The sequence below is a fragment of the Bacteroides sp. RTP21281st1_H5_RTP21281_210402 genome (assembly GCF_040918965.1).
Classification (GTDB): Bacteria; Bacteroidota; Bacteroidia; order Bacteroidales; family Bacteroidaceae; genus Bacteroides; species Bacteroides congonensis.
On sequence record NZ_JBCOWR010000004.1, the window covers coordinates 295,748 to 311,787 of the forward strand.

General features: G+C 43.6%; 14 protein-coding genes and 1 riboswitch. Of the genes, 4 read left to right on the forward strand and 10 right to left on the reverse strand.

Features of this window, described 5'->3' with window-relative positions; all coding sequences use genetic code 11:
• Positions 1–157 precede the first annotated feature (157 nt).
• Positions 158–727, forward strand: a complete 570-nt coding sequence (locus tag AB5443_RS08375; RefSeq protein WP_368114160.1) for a porin family protein — start codon at positions 158–160, stop codon at positions 725–727.
• Positions 728–834: 107 nt separating this feature from the next.
• Here AB5443_RS08375 and AB5443_RS08380 read toward each other — a convergent pair whose 3' ends face one another.
• The 9 genes from AB5443_RS08380 to AB5443_RS08420 form a co-directional block, all read right to left on the reverse strand.
• Positions 835–1,443 (reverse strand): thiamine phosphate synthase, encoded by a 609-nt coding sequence (locus tag AB5443_RS08380; protein ID WP_022139203.1) that lies wholly within the window; start codon positions 1,441–1,443, stop codon positions 835–837.
• A gap of 61 nt (positions 1,444–1,504) precedes the next feature.
• On the reverse strand, positions 1,505–2,197 hold the full coding sequence (locus tag AB5443_RS08385) for a HesA/MoeB/ThiF family protein (protein WP_368114159.1): 693 nt from the start codon (positions 2,195–2,197) through the stop codon (positions 1,505–1,507).
• A gap of 4 nt (positions 2,198–2,201) precedes the next feature.
• Positions 2,202–3,326: a 2-iminoacetate synthase ThiH gene (gene thiH / locus AB5443_RS08390; RefSeq protein WP_368114158.1), complete on the reverse strand. Its 1,125-nt coding sequence runs from the start codon at positions 3,324–3,326 to the stop codon at positions 2,202–2,204.
• A gap of 91 nt (positions 3,327–3,417) precedes the next feature.
• On the reverse strand, positions 3,418–5,100 hold the full coding sequence (thiC, locus tag AB5443_RS08395) for a phosphomethylpyrimidine synthase ThiC (protein WP_368114157.1): 1,683 nt from the start codon (positions 5,098–5,100) through the stop codon (positions 3,418–3,420).
• A gap of 34 nt (positions 5,101–5,134) precedes the next feature.
• The gene (locus AB5443_RS08400; RefSeq protein WP_368114156.1) at positions 5,135–5,911 is read right to left on the reverse strand and encodes a thiazole synthase; all 777 of its coding nucleotides are present in this window, start codon (positions 5,909–5,911) and stop codon (positions 5,135–5,137) included.
• A 163-nt stretch (positions 5,912–6,074) separates the two neighbouring features.
• The gene (locus tag AB5443_RS08405) at positions 6,075–6,692 is read right to left on the reverse strand and encodes a thiamine phosphate synthase (RefSeq protein WP_368114155.1); all 618 of its coding nucleotides are present in this window, start codon (positions 6,690–6,692) and stop codon (positions 6,075–6,077) included.
• 4 nt (positions 6,693–6,696) lie between these two features.
• Complete coding sequence (gene thiS / locus AB5443_RS08410) at positions 6,697–6,897, reverse strand: sulfur carrier protein ThiS (protein ID WP_044655891.1); 201 nt, start codon at positions 6,895–6,897, stop codon at positions 6,697–6,699.
• A 60-nt stretch (positions 6,898–6,957) separates the two neighbouring features.
• Positions 6,958–7,051, reverse strand: a riboswitch (TPP riboswitch).
• Between the two features lie 132 nt (positions 7,052–7,183).
• Positions 7,184–7,801, reverse strand: a complete 618-nt coding sequence (locus AB5443_RS08415; RefSeq protein WP_022138544.1) for a superoxide dismutase — start codon at positions 7,799–7,801, stop codon at positions 7,184–7,186.
• A gap of 75 nt (positions 7,802–7,876) precedes the next feature.
• Positions 7,877–9,616 (reverse strand): RHS repeat protein, encoded by a 1,740-nt coding sequence (locus AB5443_RS08420; RefSeq protein WP_368114154.1) that lies wholly within the window; start codon positions 9,614–9,616, stop codon positions 7,877–7,879.
• A 146-nt stretch (positions 9,617–9,762) separates the two neighbouring features.
• Between AB5443_RS08420 and AB5443_RS08425 the strand changes: the two genes are divergently transcribed.
• Positions 9,763–12,138, forward strand: a complete 2,376-nt coding sequence (locus tag AB5443_RS08425) for an ATP-dependent helicase (protein ID WP_368114153.1) — start codon at positions 9,763–9,765, stop codon at positions 12,136–12,138.
• A 25-nt stretch (positions 12,139–12,163) separates the two neighbouring features.
• On the forward strand, positions 12,164–12,850 hold the full coding sequence (locus tag AB5443_RS08430; RefSeq protein ID WP_368114152.1) for a glycine zipper family protein: 687 nt from the start codon (positions 12,164–12,166) through the stop codon (positions 12,848–12,850).
• A gap of 111 nt (positions 12,851–12,961) precedes the next feature.
• Here AB5443_RS08430 and AB5443_RS08435 read toward each other — a convergent pair whose 3' ends face one another.
• A complete protein-coding gene (locus tag AB5443_RS08435; protein ID WP_073345799.1) occupies positions 12,962–14,206 on the reverse strand; it encodes an ATP-binding protein in 1,245 nt (414 codons plus the stop codon).
• Positions 14,207–14,469: 263 nt separating this feature from the next.
• Here AB5443_RS08435 and AB5443_RS08440 point away from each other — a divergent pair, with 263 nt between their 5' ends.
• Positions 14,470–16,032, forward strand: coding sequence for an ATP-binding protein (locus AB5443_RS08440; protein WP_368114151.1), 1,563 nt, complete (start codon positions 14,470–14,472; stop codon positions 16,030–16,032).
• Positions 16,033–16,040: the final 8 nt, after the last annotated feature.

Consider the following 16,040-nt stretch of genomic DNA (forward strand, 5'->3'; position numbering starts at 1 on the left):
CTCTAAAATAGGGAATTCCCTTTCTTTATGTATAAACTCTATAATTTACGCATTTGTTAACGAAAAAGTTGTTTAATACGAATTACAATTATACATTTGTATTGTTAAACAATAAGGAAAATAAAATCCTTGAGTATTAATTTAAAACTTTAAAATTATGAAGAAGAGTGTTTTATTTGTATTATTTGCGCTGATTTCAGTAGCAGGTTTTTCTCAGATTACAGGTTGGAATGCCAAGGTTGGTATGAACTTTAGTAATTATACAGGTGATCTTGATTTGAATGCAAAAGTTGGTTTCAAACTTGGTGGCGGTTTTGAATATGCTTTTGATGACACATGGTCATTGCAACCTTCTCTATTTCTGACTGGTAAAGGTGCTAAGAAAGATGAAGTTACAATCAATGCTTATTATCTGGAATTACCAGTAATGGCGGCGGCTCGTTTCAATGTAGCTGATAATACGAATCTTGTGGTTAATGCAGGGCCTTATTTTTCATGTGGTGTTGCTGGAAAAACGAAAGCTGATATGGGTAATGTGGAATATAAGGAAGATACTTTCGGTGATGATGGAATTAAGCGTTTTGATGCAGGTCTTGGTGTTGGAGTAGCATTGGAATTCGGCAGAATTATTGCAGGCTTGGATGGCCAATTCGGTTTGGTAGATGTACAAAAAGTTGGCAATCCTAAAAACATGAACTTCTCTATCATTGTAGGATACAAGTTCTGATAACAGAACAGGATATAAAGAAAAGGAAAGCCGTTGCAGAAGATGATTCGCAACGGCTTTTCTTATATTATTGAAGGTACACTATCAATTTTGATAAACTTCTTTCTTTAATCCGACAATTTCTTCAACTTCTTGAAATGCTCGATCACCGCCAGATAATTCTGATCCGAGCAAGCATCAAACCTGTTCCAAAGGTCACCCAGTATGACAGCTCCCCCAAAACCGAAATCTTTAATTTCCAGCAGATTGTCTTCATTGATACCCCCCAATGCCATCACTTTGGAATCAATGATTTTAGCCTTTTGGGCTTCACGCAATTCTTCGGCAGTATATGTAGAATAATAATTCACTTTAGAGATACTGTCATAGACAGGGCTCATGAAAACATAATCATAGAAATGCTTTCTATTTTTTACTTCTTCGACGGAGTGGCAAGAACAACTGACGTGCCCCGCATAGTCGTGAGGCTCTTTCGGATTTCGCGCATTCAAGTGAATCCCCATCAGGTTGAATTCCTCCTTCAGATAAAAATGCTCGTGCGTGACAATGCGTCGGTGATATTTTTCCGGGATAAGAGTCAGTAATCGTTCTGAATACATGGCCGGAGTTTCCGGTTTTCTAAGATGTAGGATATCCAGGCCCTCTTCGAAAAGAGCAGTAATAATCTTATCTTCTTCAACGAAGAAAGTGGGTGTGGTGACTACAATTAATTTCATTTCCTTTGTTAACTTGGATTGTTTAGCAAAGTTAGTGATTAACTATATCAGAAACCAACGTTTATAGTGAAAATTTGTTAGATTGCAATGTACGCAAGTCAATAGTCCATAGTTCACCTGCCAAAACATCGCCAAATCCACCAATAACTTTCAGAACTTCCGTAGCTTCAATGCTTCCTACAACGGCGGGAGTAATTCCCATCACACCCTTCGGTGGCGGTGGTATCCGCTTCATTTCTTCTTCGTCAGGATAGAGATCACGGTAATTTTTCTTCCGTTTTCCAAAATTGAATACCGAAACTTGTCCTTCAAAACCGCAGATAGCACCGTATATATACGGCTTTCCCTGTTCGATGCAAATATCATTAATCAGATAGCGTGTGGCGAAGTTATCGCAACCATCTGCGACCATATCGTATTCCCTGATAATATCACGAGCATTATCCTCGGTCAACCGGGTGGAGTAGGGCTGTACCTTGATTTCACTGTTAAGGGCGGATAGTCGCTCCGCCGCACATATTGCCTTGGACTTACCCAGTTCTTTCTCGGAATAGAGCACTTGCCGTTGCAGATTGCTGATGCTTACCACATCGTCATCCACCAACCCGATACAGCCTACACCAGCACCCGCCAGATAGAGGGCGATGGGAGAGCCTAACCCTCCCACGCCTACTATGAGAACTTTGGCATCCAACAGTTTCTTCTGACCTTCTTCTCCTATTTCGGGAAGAATCGTTTGTCTGTCGTACCGCATCCGTTTATCTTTTAAAATCGAAAGACTGATCCCAATCCTTCCAAATCGGTTCACGTCCTAACTTTCTCAAATCACGTTCAACCTCCACCGCTTTCCGTTCATCGCTGACATGAAATTGTTCCAGTGTCTGTGGATAACTGTAATATCCTCCCGGTTCTGTTTTACTTTCCGCACTCATGGTCGTTACACCCAGTGTAGCCATGTTATTCCGGATTTCAGCACTTTCACGGGTAGAATAAGAGATGTCCACATCATGGTCGAAGATACGCATGGCGAATGTCAGTTGAGCCAGTTCCCGGTCGTTCATGATTACGTTCGGTTGGAAACCGCCATTCTCCGACGGGCGCATACGCGGGAAGTTGACGCTGTATTTTGTTTTCCAGTAATGCTTTTGCAGATAACGCAGATGATAAGCCATCATGGTGACATCTGTCCGCCATTCTTCCAGTCCGATCAGGACACCCATGCCAATCTTGTGCACGCCTGCCTGTCCCATGCGGTCGAACCCATCCACACGCCATTCGAATTTTGACTTCATGCCTCTTGGATGATACGTCTTGTAGTTTGACTTATTATAAGTCTCCTGAAAACAAATTACTCCGTTCAGTCCATGCTCCGTCAGTTCCTTATATTCTTCCGCTTTAAGCGGCATCACCTCGATTTGCAGATTACTGAAATAAGGCTTTGCCAAATCCAGTGCACGGGCGATGTACGGAACTCCGGCTACCGCAGGATTCTCACCCGTCACGAGCAGAAGATTCTCAAAAGGAGCCAGCCGTTTGATAGCCTTGTATTCATTGATTATCTCTTCCTCGGTCAGTATCGTTCTTTTCATCGGGTTACTGATATGAAAACCGCAATAGACACAGGAATTGGTACATGAATTAGTCAGGTAGAGCGGCACAAACATAGAGATGGTCTTGCCAAACCGCTCCATTGTATATTTTTGGCTAAGGCGTGCCATCACTTCAAGGTAAGGAGTGGCGGCAGGCGAAATCAGCGCCATAAAGTCGTTGACGTCCAAATGTTCTTTCTTGCCTAATGCACGGCGTACATCAGCATCAGTTTTGGAATAGATGGCTTTTGTCGTCTCTTCCCAGGATATTTTTTCTAATTCGTCAGAGAACATTTTTATTAGTGATTAGTTTTTTAGTGATTAATGGTTGCTGTGAGTGATTAGTGATGTCCTTTTGCGGGTTAATCACTAATCACTATTCCGTTCATCGTTTCTTTAAGTCACGTGATAATCGCATCGCACAGAAGTTAGGGCCGCACATCGTACAATATTCTCCGTCGATATGGTGTCCTGCACGGAAATAAGTCTGTGCCCGTTCCGGGTCGAGTGACAAGTCGAACTGGTCTTTCCAACGGAATTCATAACGCGCTTTGCTCAATGCGTTGTCACGTACCTGTGCACCCGGATGCCCTTTGGCAAGGTCGGCGGCATGAGCAGCTATCTTGTAGGTGATAACTCCTACACGGACATCCTCTTTGTCCGGCAGGGCAAGATGTTCCTTCGGAGTCACATAACAAAGCATTGCCGTACCCAGCCATCCGATTTGTGCGGCACCGATAGCGGAAGTGATATGGTCGTATCCCGGAGCAATATCCGTCACCAACGGGCCGAGCGTGTAGAACGGCGCATCGTGGCATTTCTCAATCTGACGTTCCATATTCTCTTTAATCTTGTGCATCGGAACATGGCCGGGGCCTTCGATAAATGCCTGGACATTCTTCTCCCAGGCACGGAGCACGAGTTCTCCCATCGTATCCAGTTCTGCAAACTGAGCTTCATCGTTGGCATCGTAGATAGAACCCGGACGAAGTCCGTCTCCCAGAGACACCGCTACATCATACTCTGCCAGGATATCGCAAATATCATCGAAGTGATCGTACAAGAAACTCTCCTGGTCATGCACCAGGCACCATTTACTCATAATACTTCCCCCGCGACTGACAATACCACACAGGCGATTATCGGCAAGGTGTACATTATGGCGGCGGATACCCGCATGAATCGTAAAGTAATCCACTCCCTGCTCGCATTGTTCAATCAAAGTGTCCCGGTAGATTTCCCATGTCAGGTCTTCCACCACGCCGTTTACTTTTTCGAGCGCCTGATAGATAGGAACCGTGCCGACCGGAACGGGGCAATTGCGGATAATCCACTCGCGTGTTTCATGGATATTTTCTCCCGTAGAGAGATCCATCAACGTATCACCGCCCCATTTGCAACTCCACAATGCTTTTTCCACTTCTTCGTCAATGCTCGAAGTAGTAGCGGAGTTTCCGATATTCGTATTGATTTTCACTAGAAAGTTGCGTCCGATAATCATCGGTTCAGCTTCCGGGTGATTGATATTGGCAGGCAGTACGGCACGTCCTTCCGCAATCTCCTTGCGGACAAACTCGGGAGTGATATGGCTTTTTATTCCCAATTCCTCACAGTTCATATTCTCACGGATAGCCACATACTCCATCTCGGGAGTGATGATTCCTCTTTTGGCATATGCCATTTGGGTGATAGCTTCCCCTTTTTTTGCACGATAAGGCAGGGCGATATGTTCAAAACGCAGGTGGTCGAGACTCTTGTCATCCCGTCTCATGCGTCCGTATTCGGATGTAATTTCGGGAAGTTGTTCCACATCACCGCGACTTACAATCCATTCTTCACGCATTCGCGGTAACCCTTTTTTAAGGTCGATACTCATATCCGTGTCGCTGAACGGGCCGCTGGTATCATATATATATACTTCGGGATTCGGTGTCGCAATCTTTTCTTCACCTTCAAAACTGACGCTGGGCACTTGCTCCACTTTCCGCATGGCTACACGGATATCCGGATAAAGTTTGCCGGGCAAATATACTTTTTGGGAGCGGGGAAATTTTATTCTTTGTTCCATAATTGTTCTTTTAGTAGTCAGCTACTCATTCATATTATTTATCCAGGAAAGCAGTCAGAGGTGAGCTTGCTTCAGCTATAAAATTGTCCGCTTGCAGTCCTAATCCCGCTTCGTAAGCCCGCCGTCCGGCTTCGGTAGCAGCTTTGAAAGCCTTTGCCATCTCTACCGGGTTTCCGGCAACGGCGATTGCCGTATTTACCAATACGGCAGAAGCACCCAGTTCCATGGCTTCGGCAGCATGGCTTGGCGCGCCGATACCGGCATCAACAACAACGGGGACACCTGCCTGCTCGATAATAATTTGTAGGAATTCTTTGGTTTGCAATCCCTTATTCGTGCCAATCGGAGCACCGAGAGGCATAACGGTAGCCGCGCCGGCTTCTTCCAACCGTTTGCAAAGTACAGGGTCTGCCTGGCAATAAGGCAATACGATAAAGCCCAGTTTTACCAACTCTTCCGTAGCCTTCAGTGTTTCGATAGAGTCGGGGAGCAGATAACGGGGATCGGGATGAATTTCCAGTTTCAGCCAGTTCGTACCGAACGCTTCACGCGCCATCTGTGCGGCAAAAACAGCTTCTTCCGCATCACGTACACCGGAAGTATTGGGCAATAACTGGATATTCGGATGGATAATATGTTTCAGCATGTCGTCCTCTTTATTGTCCATGTCGATACGTTTCATGGCAACCGTCACCATTTCTGTGCCTGAAGCCAGAATGGACTGTTCCATTACTTCATTGGAATTGAATTTTCCTGTTCCAAGGAAAAGGCGTGAGTCAAACTCACGTCCCGCAATTACTAACTTTTCCATGTCTATGTATTTTAGTTGATTATTCAAATTTTGGACAGAAGAACAAAAGAACATAAAGAGCTGCGCTTAGATAGTTATTTTGCTGTTATTGAACTACTGTTTTATTTTATGTTCTTTTGTTCTTCTGTCTGAATTAAATTTTCATTTATCATCTGACAAATTATTAATCACTTTCAATGATTCTACGTGTTTCCTCTACCGGATTTTCCGCCCGGAGAATCGTGCCGGACATGGCAATCCCGTTGACTCCTGTGCGGAGAATATCAGGAATATCCTCGTTGGTGATTCCACCGATAGCCACTACGGGCAGTCCGATATTCGCTTCCTTCATTTGGGAAAGGATGGACGAATATCCTTCCAAGCCCAGTATAGGGCTTAGATTCTTTTTGGTAGTGGTGAACCGGAAAGGCCCGATGCCGAGATAGTCGGCTCCGGCGCGATAATGCTGTACGACATCTTCAAATGTGTTTGCCGTGCCGCCGATGATAAAGGCTTCTCCGAGTGTCTGCCGTGCCTGGTCGATAGGCATATCCTTTTTACCCAGGTGCACACCGTCCACTTCCAGCTTTTTGGCCAGTTCGACGTGGTCGTCAAGGATGAGGATAGCTTCGTACTCTTTACAAAGCGGTTTCAGTTGCAGCGCCACCGATTCCACTTCCTCGGGAGGAGCATCCTTCATGCGTAGTTGAATCCATTTGCACCCGCCTTCGAGTGCCATACGTGCCGATTCGAGGTATGAATACCGTTCGGTCTGATGCGTGATAAATTGTAGGCTGACCATCACTTTATCCTCCGCAAGCTGCCTTGATAATTACCAGACTGTCATTCTCATGCAGCATGAAACGCTCCCATTCAGTGCGGGGAATCATTTTGTTGTTCACGGCGATAGCGATACCCTGAACCGGAAGTTCGAGTTGTGCTGTCAGTTGTGTAAGGGTAGAGTCAGGAATAATTTCCACCTCTTTGTTGTTCACTTGTACTTTCATTGTCCTATCAGAATAAATAAGTTGAAAGTAAATACAAAGAGCGTGCTTTTATGGAAAGGCGATAAGAAGAAACACAATCCCTACGTCAGTACTAACTGCATCAGGTTCCTAGGGTATAATCTCAGCCCCTCATGGGGCACCCCTTTGTCTTTACGGGGGCAAAGTAAGCGAAAAAGAAACAGAAAAACACTAAATCAGTAGTTTTTTTTCATTATTGTCGTAAAAAAAGGCCGCTGTGATTTTCACAACGACCTTTTCATTAGTATAGTTTAGTCAGTAAGTCCGGTTACATTCTTTTTTCAACCACATCCCAGTCGATGATGTTCCACAGGGCGTTTACGTGGTCGGCACGGCGGTTTTGGTAATCCAGATAATAGGAGTGTTCCCACACATCGAATCCGAGAAGCGGTTTCAATCCGGCACGTACAGGGTTGCTTCCGTTTCCTTCTTTAGTGATGTGCAGTTTGCCGTCTTTGTCAACGGACAACCAAGCCCATCCCGAACCGAACAATCCTACTGCTGCTGCGTTGAATTCTTTCTTGAAGTTTTCAAAGCTGCCGAAGTCACGTTTGATGGCTTCTCCCAGTTTGCCTGCCGGTTCCTTCTTCGCAGGTTTCGGGGCAAATTGCAGGAAATACAGATTGTGGTTCAATACTTGTCCGGCGTTATTGAATATAGCTCCGTCCGGTGCTGCGGCAACGATTTCTTCCACCGTTTTACCTTCATATTCTGTTCCCGGTACGAGGCTGTTCAGATTATTTACATACGTTTGTAGATGTTTTCCGTAATGGAAATCTATCGTTTGCTGACTGATTACAGGTTCCAACGCATTGTTTGCGTAAGGAAGTTTAGGCATTTCGTAAGTCATGGTCATCATAATTAAAGACATTAATATAGTATTCATAATGTTACAAGTTTTAATTGGCTTGTTATACTATAATAACAGAAGCCTTCCGCAAAATGTTCACAGTATCTTGTTTTATTTATAAATATACTGTATCCGTTCCACTTCTTTCGGGTTGTCCCGGTTCGTGCGGCAAATCCATTGTCCCGTATTGTCATATTCATAGTAAGAATTTCCATCAATCCGGTTACCGTATTTATCGTACAAGCAAGTCAGGCAGCCGGACGTTTTCTGGTTGTTGCCCATAATCCGCTGGTAGACAATCTGCGTCAGGTAACCGTATTTGTCATATTCATAAGCATCTTTCTGTGAAATAATCTGGTCGGACGAGTTGGCGAACAGTAAGTTCTGATGTTGTGAGGCAATCAATCTGCCTTTGTCATCATATTTGTTTGCGGTGTAGCCTTGGAGCTCTCCGTTCTTATTATACTCTTTGGCTTCGGTCAATAAGCCCTGCTTATCATAAGTACTTATGATGAGTCTGCCATCCGCATATCTTAGAGAATCGCTCTCGATGCTTCCATCGGCACCGATACGGCGTGTTCGCCGGTAAACGTCCGTCTTGGTCTTCGGGTTCGTCTGTACTTCAAAGATGCAGTGACCTTGCGGGTCGTACAGCCTGTTTGTCTGCATTTCATTGCTTGCCTGCCCGTTTTTCATGGTCAATGATAACGTGGAGATGAGTTGTCCCTTATCGTCATATGAATAAGTGGTAGAGATATTCCCCGTACTGTCGTTTTCGGCAGACTTTATCAGTCGTCCCGCATTATAATATTTCACGGAAGTGGGAGTGGAGATGATTGTTTGCAAGATAAACGGTGTCCGTAACGCATTGGCCTGGTCACGAAACTCCTTGTATTTGTGCGTACAAAGAAATTCCTGCAACAGACTCAAAGATTCAGAACTGACTATCGCCGGCTTTAAAAGCTCGAAATCCGCTTTCTCACTAAGATATTCCAAATCATTCAGATGCGTACGCGCCGCGGTATCCAGATAAGGTGTGCGCTTGTAGTCGTCGATGATTTGCCGGATAGCCGTTGCATTTCCCCCTTCCCGTAAGCTGTCAATGCTATGGAACAGGTAATTGTCGTATAACGCTTGCACTTCACCCAGGAACGGGCGGGTATCCTTATCCGTGAAGAATTTTTGCATGGCGGGATTATCAAAGAAAGCTTTGAAATTCTCCGGTGTCGGATTACTCTTCACAATCTGATAAAGCCGTTTGTTTTCGGCGGCATTGACTTGGGAGATGAATTTTCCGTTCGGATACTCGGTCATGTACGTCTGATAAGTGCCGGATGCAGGTGTTTTCAGCATACCTTCCAGTAGTGACATTTCGCGGATATCCCGTAACTTCTGTATCAGTGCGGAATCTGCGGGATAACCGCTTGAACGGATACTGTCCATCAGTGTCCGGCTGAAAGGAATCTGATCTTTCGAAGCCTCTAAAATATAGACGATAGATTGCTCCGCCTTGTCCTGCACGTTGGAAAGCTGTATCTTCTCCTCGTCGCAGATGTTGGGAAAATAGGCTTTGGCGGCTTTCTCGTAGCATCCGAAATAGTCGGTGGCGGCCTGTTCGCTCTGTTTGTTCCACAGGTCGTTGAGGACATCTAGTAAAGCCAGTTCCTCGGCATAATATGCCTGCGTTTCATCGTCTACCTTTTCGCGGTTCTTCTGCCATTTGTCAGCGTCGTTGTCATTCAGATACCTGAGCAGTTTTTCCAACCGGCTCTGTTTCTGTGCCATAGCCTGTGGAATGCAGGCGACCAGGCACAAACCTAAAATAATTGATAAAAATATACCTCTTTTCATTGCTTTTGGGGGTTAGGTTAAAATAGTTAGTGATGAAAAATCATAAAAATACCTTCATTCTCGAATGAATGTTATACTTTTGTATTGAGAACAAAATTGAACGCCGAGGGTTTGTTAAAAAACCTCATTGTTTTTATAATGCTGTTATGAGTACCAATTATATAGAGGAATTGAATGAGAGTCAGTGTGCAGCAGTGACTTATAATGACGGGCCTTCACTGGTGATAGCCGGTGCGGGTTCGGGGAAGACGCGCGTATTGACTTATAAAATCGCCTATTTGCTGGAGAACGGTTACAATCCGTGGAACATCCTCGCGCTGACCTTTACCAATAAGGCAGCCCGTGAGATGAAAGAGCGTATTGCCCGCCAGGTAGGTATGGAGCGGGCACGTTATTTGTGGATGGGGACTTTCCATTCCATATTCTCCCGTATTCTTCGTGCCGAAGCGCAACATATCGGATTTACCTCCCAGTTTACCATTTATGATACGGCGGACAGTAAAAGCCTGCTCCGTTCCATCATCAAAGAGATGGGGCTTGACGAAAAGACCTATAAACCGGGTATCGTACAATCCCGCATTTCCAATGCCAAGAATCATCTGGTCACTCCTACGGGATATGCTGCCAATAAGGAAGCGTACGAAGGCGATATGGCAGCCAAAATGCCCGCTATTCGTGACATCTATACCCGTTATTGGGAAAGATGCCGCCAGGCGGGAGCTATGGATTTTGACGACCTGCTGGTATATACCTACATTCTGTTCCGTGATTTTCCGGATGTGCTCGCACGTTATCGGGAACAGTTCCGTTATGTGCTCGTAGACGAGTATCAGGATACCAATTACGCCCAACATAGCATTGTCCTGCAACTCACTAAAGAGAACCAGCGTGTCTGTGTCGTAGGGGATGACGCACAAAGCATCTATTCTTTCCGTGGAGCGGATATTGACAATATTCTCTATTTTACGAAAATCTATCCTGACACGAAAGTCTTTAAATTGGAACAGAATTACCGTTCCACACAGACTATTGTCTGTGCTGCCAACAGCCTGATTGAGAAGAATGAGCGTCAGATACGGAAAGCTGTATTCTCCGAGAAGGAGAAAGGAGAAGCTATCGGCGTATTTCAGGCATACAGTGATGTGGAAGAAGGTGATATTGTGGCTAATAAGATAGCCGAATTGCGCCGGGAGCATGACTACGGCTATGCTGATTTTGCCATCCTGTATCGTACGAATGCGCAAAGCCGTATTTTTGAAGAAGCTCTTCGGAAACGGACAATGCCTTATAAGATTTACGGCGGACTCTCTTTCTATCAGCGAAAAGAGATAAAAGACGTCATCGCTTATTTCCGGTTGGTGGTGAATCCGAATGATGAAGAAGCATTCAAGCGTATCATCAATTATCCTGCCCGTGGTATCGGAGATACGACTGTCGGCAAAATAATATCGGCAGCTACCGATAATGGAGTCAGCCTGTGGGCAGCACTCTGCGAACCGTTAAGCTACGGACTGAATATCAACAAAGGGACGCATACCAAACTTCAGGGTTTCCGTGAACTGATAGAAGGTTTTATTACCGACCAGGCGGATAAGAACGCTTACGAGATAGGAACAGATATTATCCGGCAGTCCGGCATTATCAATGATGTTTGTCAGGACACTTCTCCGGAGAATTTGAGTCGCAAGGAAAACATAGAAGAACTGGTGAATGGTATGAACGACTTCTGTGCTTTGCGGCAGGAAGAAGGTAATCCGAATATTTCCCTTACCGATTTCCTTTCGGAGATTGCCCTGCTTACCGACCAGGACTCCGACAAAGCGGATGATGGAGAGAAGATTACGTTGATGACCGTCCATTCCGCCAAGGGATTGGAATTTAAAAACGTGTTTGTGGTCGGATTGGAAGAAAACTTGTTCCCTAGCGGTATGGTAGGCGATTCACCCCGGGCATTGGAAGAAGAGCGGCGTTTGTTCTATGTAGCCATTACCCGTGCCGAAGAACATTGTTATCTGTCGTTTGCCAAAACCCGTTTCCGTTACGGAAAGATGGAATTTGGAAGTCCCAGCCGTTTCTTGCGGGATATTGATATTAATTTCTTGCGGATGCCGCATGAATCGGGAGTCAGCCGTTCGGTTGATGAAGGTGCGGGACGTTTCCGCAGAGAGATAGAAGGCGGATTTACCCGTTCTGCTTCTCCATCGCGTACACCTTTCGGAAGTACATCTTCGTCTGAACAGCGTGAACGGCCGAAGGCACAGATTATAGCTCCCAGTGTACCGAGAAACTTGAGGAAGGTGAGTACGATAGGCAGCAGTGGGGGAAGTCAGGCAGCATCTTCCGGTTCGGCATCGGTAGCAGGCGTACAAGCCGGGCAAATGATAGAACATGAGCGTTTCGGACTCGGAGAAGTGATAAAAGTGGAAGGAACGGGAGACAATGCGAAAGCAACCATTCATTTTAAAAATGCGGGTGACAAGCAACTATTATTGCGTTTCGCTCGTTTTAAGGTGGTAGAATAAGAAGTAACACTAAATAGAGAGGTTCATGAAGAAACAACTAACAGTATTTTTGCTTTCCGCTTTGATTTTGAGTGGATGTGCGTCGGGGCGTATGGGGAATCCGGGAGCTATCGTGGCAGGTGCTTCTATCGGTGGCAGTCTGGGAAGTTCGATAGGCGGACTTATCGGAGATAATAATCGTGGATGGCGAGGTGGTTACCGCGGATCTGCTATCGGAAATATTGTAGGAACCATTGCCGGCGCGGCAATAGGAAATGCGTTGACGGCACCGAGACAGGAACAGATTGAAGAAGATGCCTACATTCCTGAAGTGCGTGAAGTCCGTGTTCAGAAATACAAGAAACAACCACAGGCTCAGCGCCCGCTTACCCAACTGAAATTACGTAGAATCCGCTTTATTGATGATAACCGCAACCATGTGATTGATGCGGGAGAGAACAGCAAGATTATTTTTGAAGTTATGAATGAAGGGCGGAAACCAGTTTATAACGTAGTTCCTGTGGTGGAAACCGTTGGTAAAGTGAAACATCTCGGCATTTCCCCTTCCGTTATGATAGAGGAGATTCTTCCGGGCGAAGGTATCCGTTATACGGCATCTATCCATGCAGGCGAAAGGCTGAAAGACGGTGAAGTGACATTCCGTGTAGCAGTGGCGGACGAGAATGGAATCATTTGCGATTCGCAAGAGTTTACTCTGCCTACACAACGTTGATTTTAAGGGGATAATAATCCGGAAATATCCGGCATAAATATAGTGACGGTATGTGCCCGGGATAGTGACGCTATCCTGAGCATATACCGTCACTATGTTGATGGGATAGCGTCACTCTTTTAAGAGCCATTTCCATATAGGAATAATCTGTATTTTTTTGTTATCGATAGTTACTTCCTCGGTTTCGTCATCAGTTAAAATAAGCCCTTCAGTGAGGTTATAAGCATTAAGTGCGGAAATTAATCCATTAATTTCACGCTGCCTTGTTTTTTCATCTTTCATCGAACGGGTAACTTGACAGGCGGCTACAATATGTCCATTCTCACGCATGATAAAATCGCATTCTATTCCGTCATCATGATAATAGATCTCTTTTCCCCGACGTTTTATTTCTATAAACACTAAATTCTCAAGTAACTGTCCAATATTGTCAGTAGCATTGAAGCCCACTTTTCCAATAATGGCATTATCAATGAAATAAACTTTCTTTTGGTTATTCATTTGTTTCTTTACAGACCAGTCAAACTTCATTACTTGGAATAGCAGATAAGTATTTTCAAGATATTCCAGATAATTTTTGACCGTTTCCGTATGTTTGATGCCTATTGTTTTTGCTAACGAACTATATGAAAAACGTTTAGTAGCATTGCTAGCCAAATAATAAACCATTTCCAGTAATTCCCTTTCACCATTGAGTTTGTTTCGGGTAACCACATCCTTATAAATAATATTTTCATAAAGGGTGGATAGATAATTACTGTTTTTGTCTTTTATATAACGGGGAAAACCACCAGTTTTTAAGTATTCGTCGAAGTGTCTTTTCAGTATACTTTTCCCAGTGGTGGTATAAAAGTCTTTTTGTTGCGGATATGCTTCCTTCATTTTAAGAAATTCTGGAAATGAGAAAGGGTATAATTCAATCTGACAATAACGCCCGGTGAGGTGTGTACCTAACTCCCTGCTTAACATATTGGCATTGGAGCCTGTGACAAATACTTTGCATCCGCTGTCGTGGAGTCTTCTTACAAACCTTTCCCAACCGGGAATATTCTGTATCTCATCAAAATAAAATGTCTTCTGTTCTCCAAACAATTCAATGAAAGCTTCATATAAAGTTTGAAAATCATCAACCTTGAAGTTGATAAGCCTCTCATCATCAAAATTCATGTAAAAGTCTTGCTCTGACTGTTGCGAGCGTATTTGCTGCAAAAGTACAGATTTACCACATCTTCTTATACCTGAAATAACTAATACTTCAGGACTTTTGACTAAACGTAAATCAATATCTCTTTCAATCATTTGAGATATATCTTTTTCGTGTTGATCGAATATGATATGCTTCAATAATTCTTTCATGATAATTGGGCTTTTAATTGCAAAGATATGAAACTTCTCATTATAAACGAATAGAAAATGCTAAAAGTTCTCATTCGTAATGAATGAAAATTGATAAAAATATTCATTAGTAATGAATGCTATTCCTAATATACTCACGATGATGTTGTTTTCTTGAACCAATTGTGTATTTTTGCTTTTTAATGAGAATTTGAAGCATATATACTTGAAATCAAACATTTTCTGCTTACCTTTGCTTGCACGAAGAAATAAAAGCTATTTATATGAAAGAGATATTCAGAAGATATCCTATCGGGATACAGAATTTTGAGCAGTTACGTAATATGAATTGTGTATATATTGATAAAACTGCATTGGTTTATCAATTAGTTCATACTGATACTGTGTATTTTCTTAGCCGTCCGCGCCGTTTCGGAAAAAGTCTTCTGGTTTCTACTCTTGAAGCCTATTTCTCCGGGAAAAAAGATTTATTCAAAGGACTGGCAATAGAACAGTTGGAACAGGAATGGACTGTTTATCCTGTGTTGCATATTGATTTCAGCAGAACAAAATATACCACTATTGAAGATTTGCAGGAACAACTGAATCTTTATCTGAGCGAGTGGGAGCGGACTTATGGAAAAAATGAAGAAGAAACGAGTTATGCAGCTCGTTTGACAGGCTTGCTTCAGCGAATTAATCAACAGACAGGAAAGCAGGTTGTCGTATTGATTGACGAATATGATGCACCTTTATTGGATAGTAATAGTGACTCTGTTTTACAAGGACAATTACGAACTGAAATGCGTAAGTTCTTTAGCCCCCTTAAAGCACAAGGACAATACCTTCGTTTCTTGTTTCTGACAGGTATTAGTAAGTTCAGTCAGATGAGCATATTCAGTGAGCTGAATAATTTGCAGAATATCAGTATGAGTGATGATTACAGTACTATTTGCGGCATTACAGAGCAGGAATTACGGAATCAGATGCAACCGGATATTGAGAGGATTGCTCAAGCCAACAATGAGACATATGAAGAAGCCTGCCAGCATTTGAAACGGCAGTATGACGGTTATCATTTCAGTGAACATTGTGAAGATATTTATAACCCGTTCAGTCTTTTCAATGCTTTTTCTCAAAAAAAATATAAAAGTTTCTGGTTCTCTACCGGCACACCCACTTTCTTGATTGAGATGTTACAGCGAATGGACTTCAATCTCAATCTCTTGGAGAAGATGGAAGTGAAAGATGAGGACTTTGATAAAGCGACAGAGGTTATCACCGATCCGATTCCTGTACTTTATCAGAGCGGTTATCTGACTATTAAAGGATATGAACCTCTTTTCCGTACATACACGTTAGGTTATCCTAACGAAGAAGTTAAAATAGGCTTTATTGAGACGTTGATCCCTTCCTATCTCAATCAACCCACCCGCGAAAGTAATTTCTATGTAGTCTCTTTTGTAAGGGATTTGATGAAAGGTGATATTGAGCAATGTCTGCTTCGTACCCGTTCTTTCTTCTCTTCTATTCCTTATGATTTGGAGAATAATCAGGAAAAACACTATCAAACCATCTTTTACTTGCTGTTCCGTTTGATGGGGCAATATGTGGATGTAGAGGTAAAGAATGCCATTGGCAGGGCCGACGTGGTAATCAAAATGCCTGACGCGGTTTATGTACTTGAATTCAAGGTGGATGGTACTCCTGAAGAGGCATTGGCGCAAATTAATAGTAAACAATATGCCATCCCTTATGAGATAGACCATCGCAAGGTTGTTAAAGTTGGAGCGAATTTCGATAGCGCAACGCGGACTTTGGGAGAGTGGGAGATAGAATATTCTTAGACAGAAAT

Bases quoted from the DNA above. Each gene is read 5' to 3' on its own strand.
- AB5443_RS08375 (WP_368114160.1), top strand. From the start codon at position 158: ATGAAGAAGAGTGTTTTATTTGTATTATTTGCGCTGATTTCAGTAGCA.
- AB5443_RS08380 (WP_022139203.1), bottom strand. From the start codon at position 1,443: ATGAAATTAATTGTAGTCACCACACCCACTTTCTTCGTTGAAGAAGAT.
- AB5443_RS08385 (WP_368114159.1), bottom strand. From the start codon at position 2,197: ATGCGGTACGACAGACAAACGATTCTTCCCGAAATAGGAGAAGAAGGT.
- thiH (WP_368114158.1), bottom strand. From the start codon at position 3,326: ATGTTCTCTGACGAATTAGAAAAAATATCCTGGGAAGAGACGACAAAA.
- thiC (WP_368114157.1), bottom strand. From the start codon at position 5,100: ATGGAACAAAGAATAAAATTTCCCCGCTCCCAAAAAGTATATTTGCCC.
- AB5443_RS08400 (WP_368114156.1), bottom strand. From the start codon at position 5,911: ATGGAAAAGTTAGTAATTGCGGGACGTGAGTTTGACTCACGCCTTTTC.
- AB5443_RS08405 (WP_368114155.1), bottom strand. From the start codon at position 6,692: ATGGTCAGCCTACAATTTATCACGCATCAGACCGAACGGTATTCATAC.
- thiS (WP_044655891.1), bottom strand. From the start codon at position 6,897: ATGAAAGTACAAGTGAACAACAAAGAGGTGGAAATTATTCCTGACTCT.
- AB5443_RS08415 (WP_022138544.1), bottom strand. From the start codon at position 7,801: ATGAATACTATATTAATGTCTTTAATTATGATGACCATGACTTACGAA.
- AB5443_RS08420 (WP_368114154.1), bottom strand. From the start codon at position 9,616: ATGAAAAGAGGTATATTTTTATCAATTATTTTAGGTTTGTGCCTGGTC.
- AB5443_RS08425 (WP_368114153.1), top strand. From the start codon at position 9,763: ATGAGTACCAATTATATAGAGGAATTGAATGAGAGTCAGTGTGCAGCA.
- AB5443_RS08430 (WP_368114152.1), top strand. From the start codon at position 12,164: ATGAAGAAACAACTAACAGTATTTTTGCTTTCCGCTTTGATTTTGAGT.
- AB5443_RS08435 (WP_073345799.1), bottom strand. From the start codon at position 14,206: ATGAAAGAATTATTGAAGCATATCATATTCGATCAACACGAAAAAGAT.
- AB5443_RS08440 (WP_368114151.1), top strand. From the start codon at position 14,470: ATGAAAGAGATATTCAGAAGATATCCTATCGGGATACAGAATTTTGAG.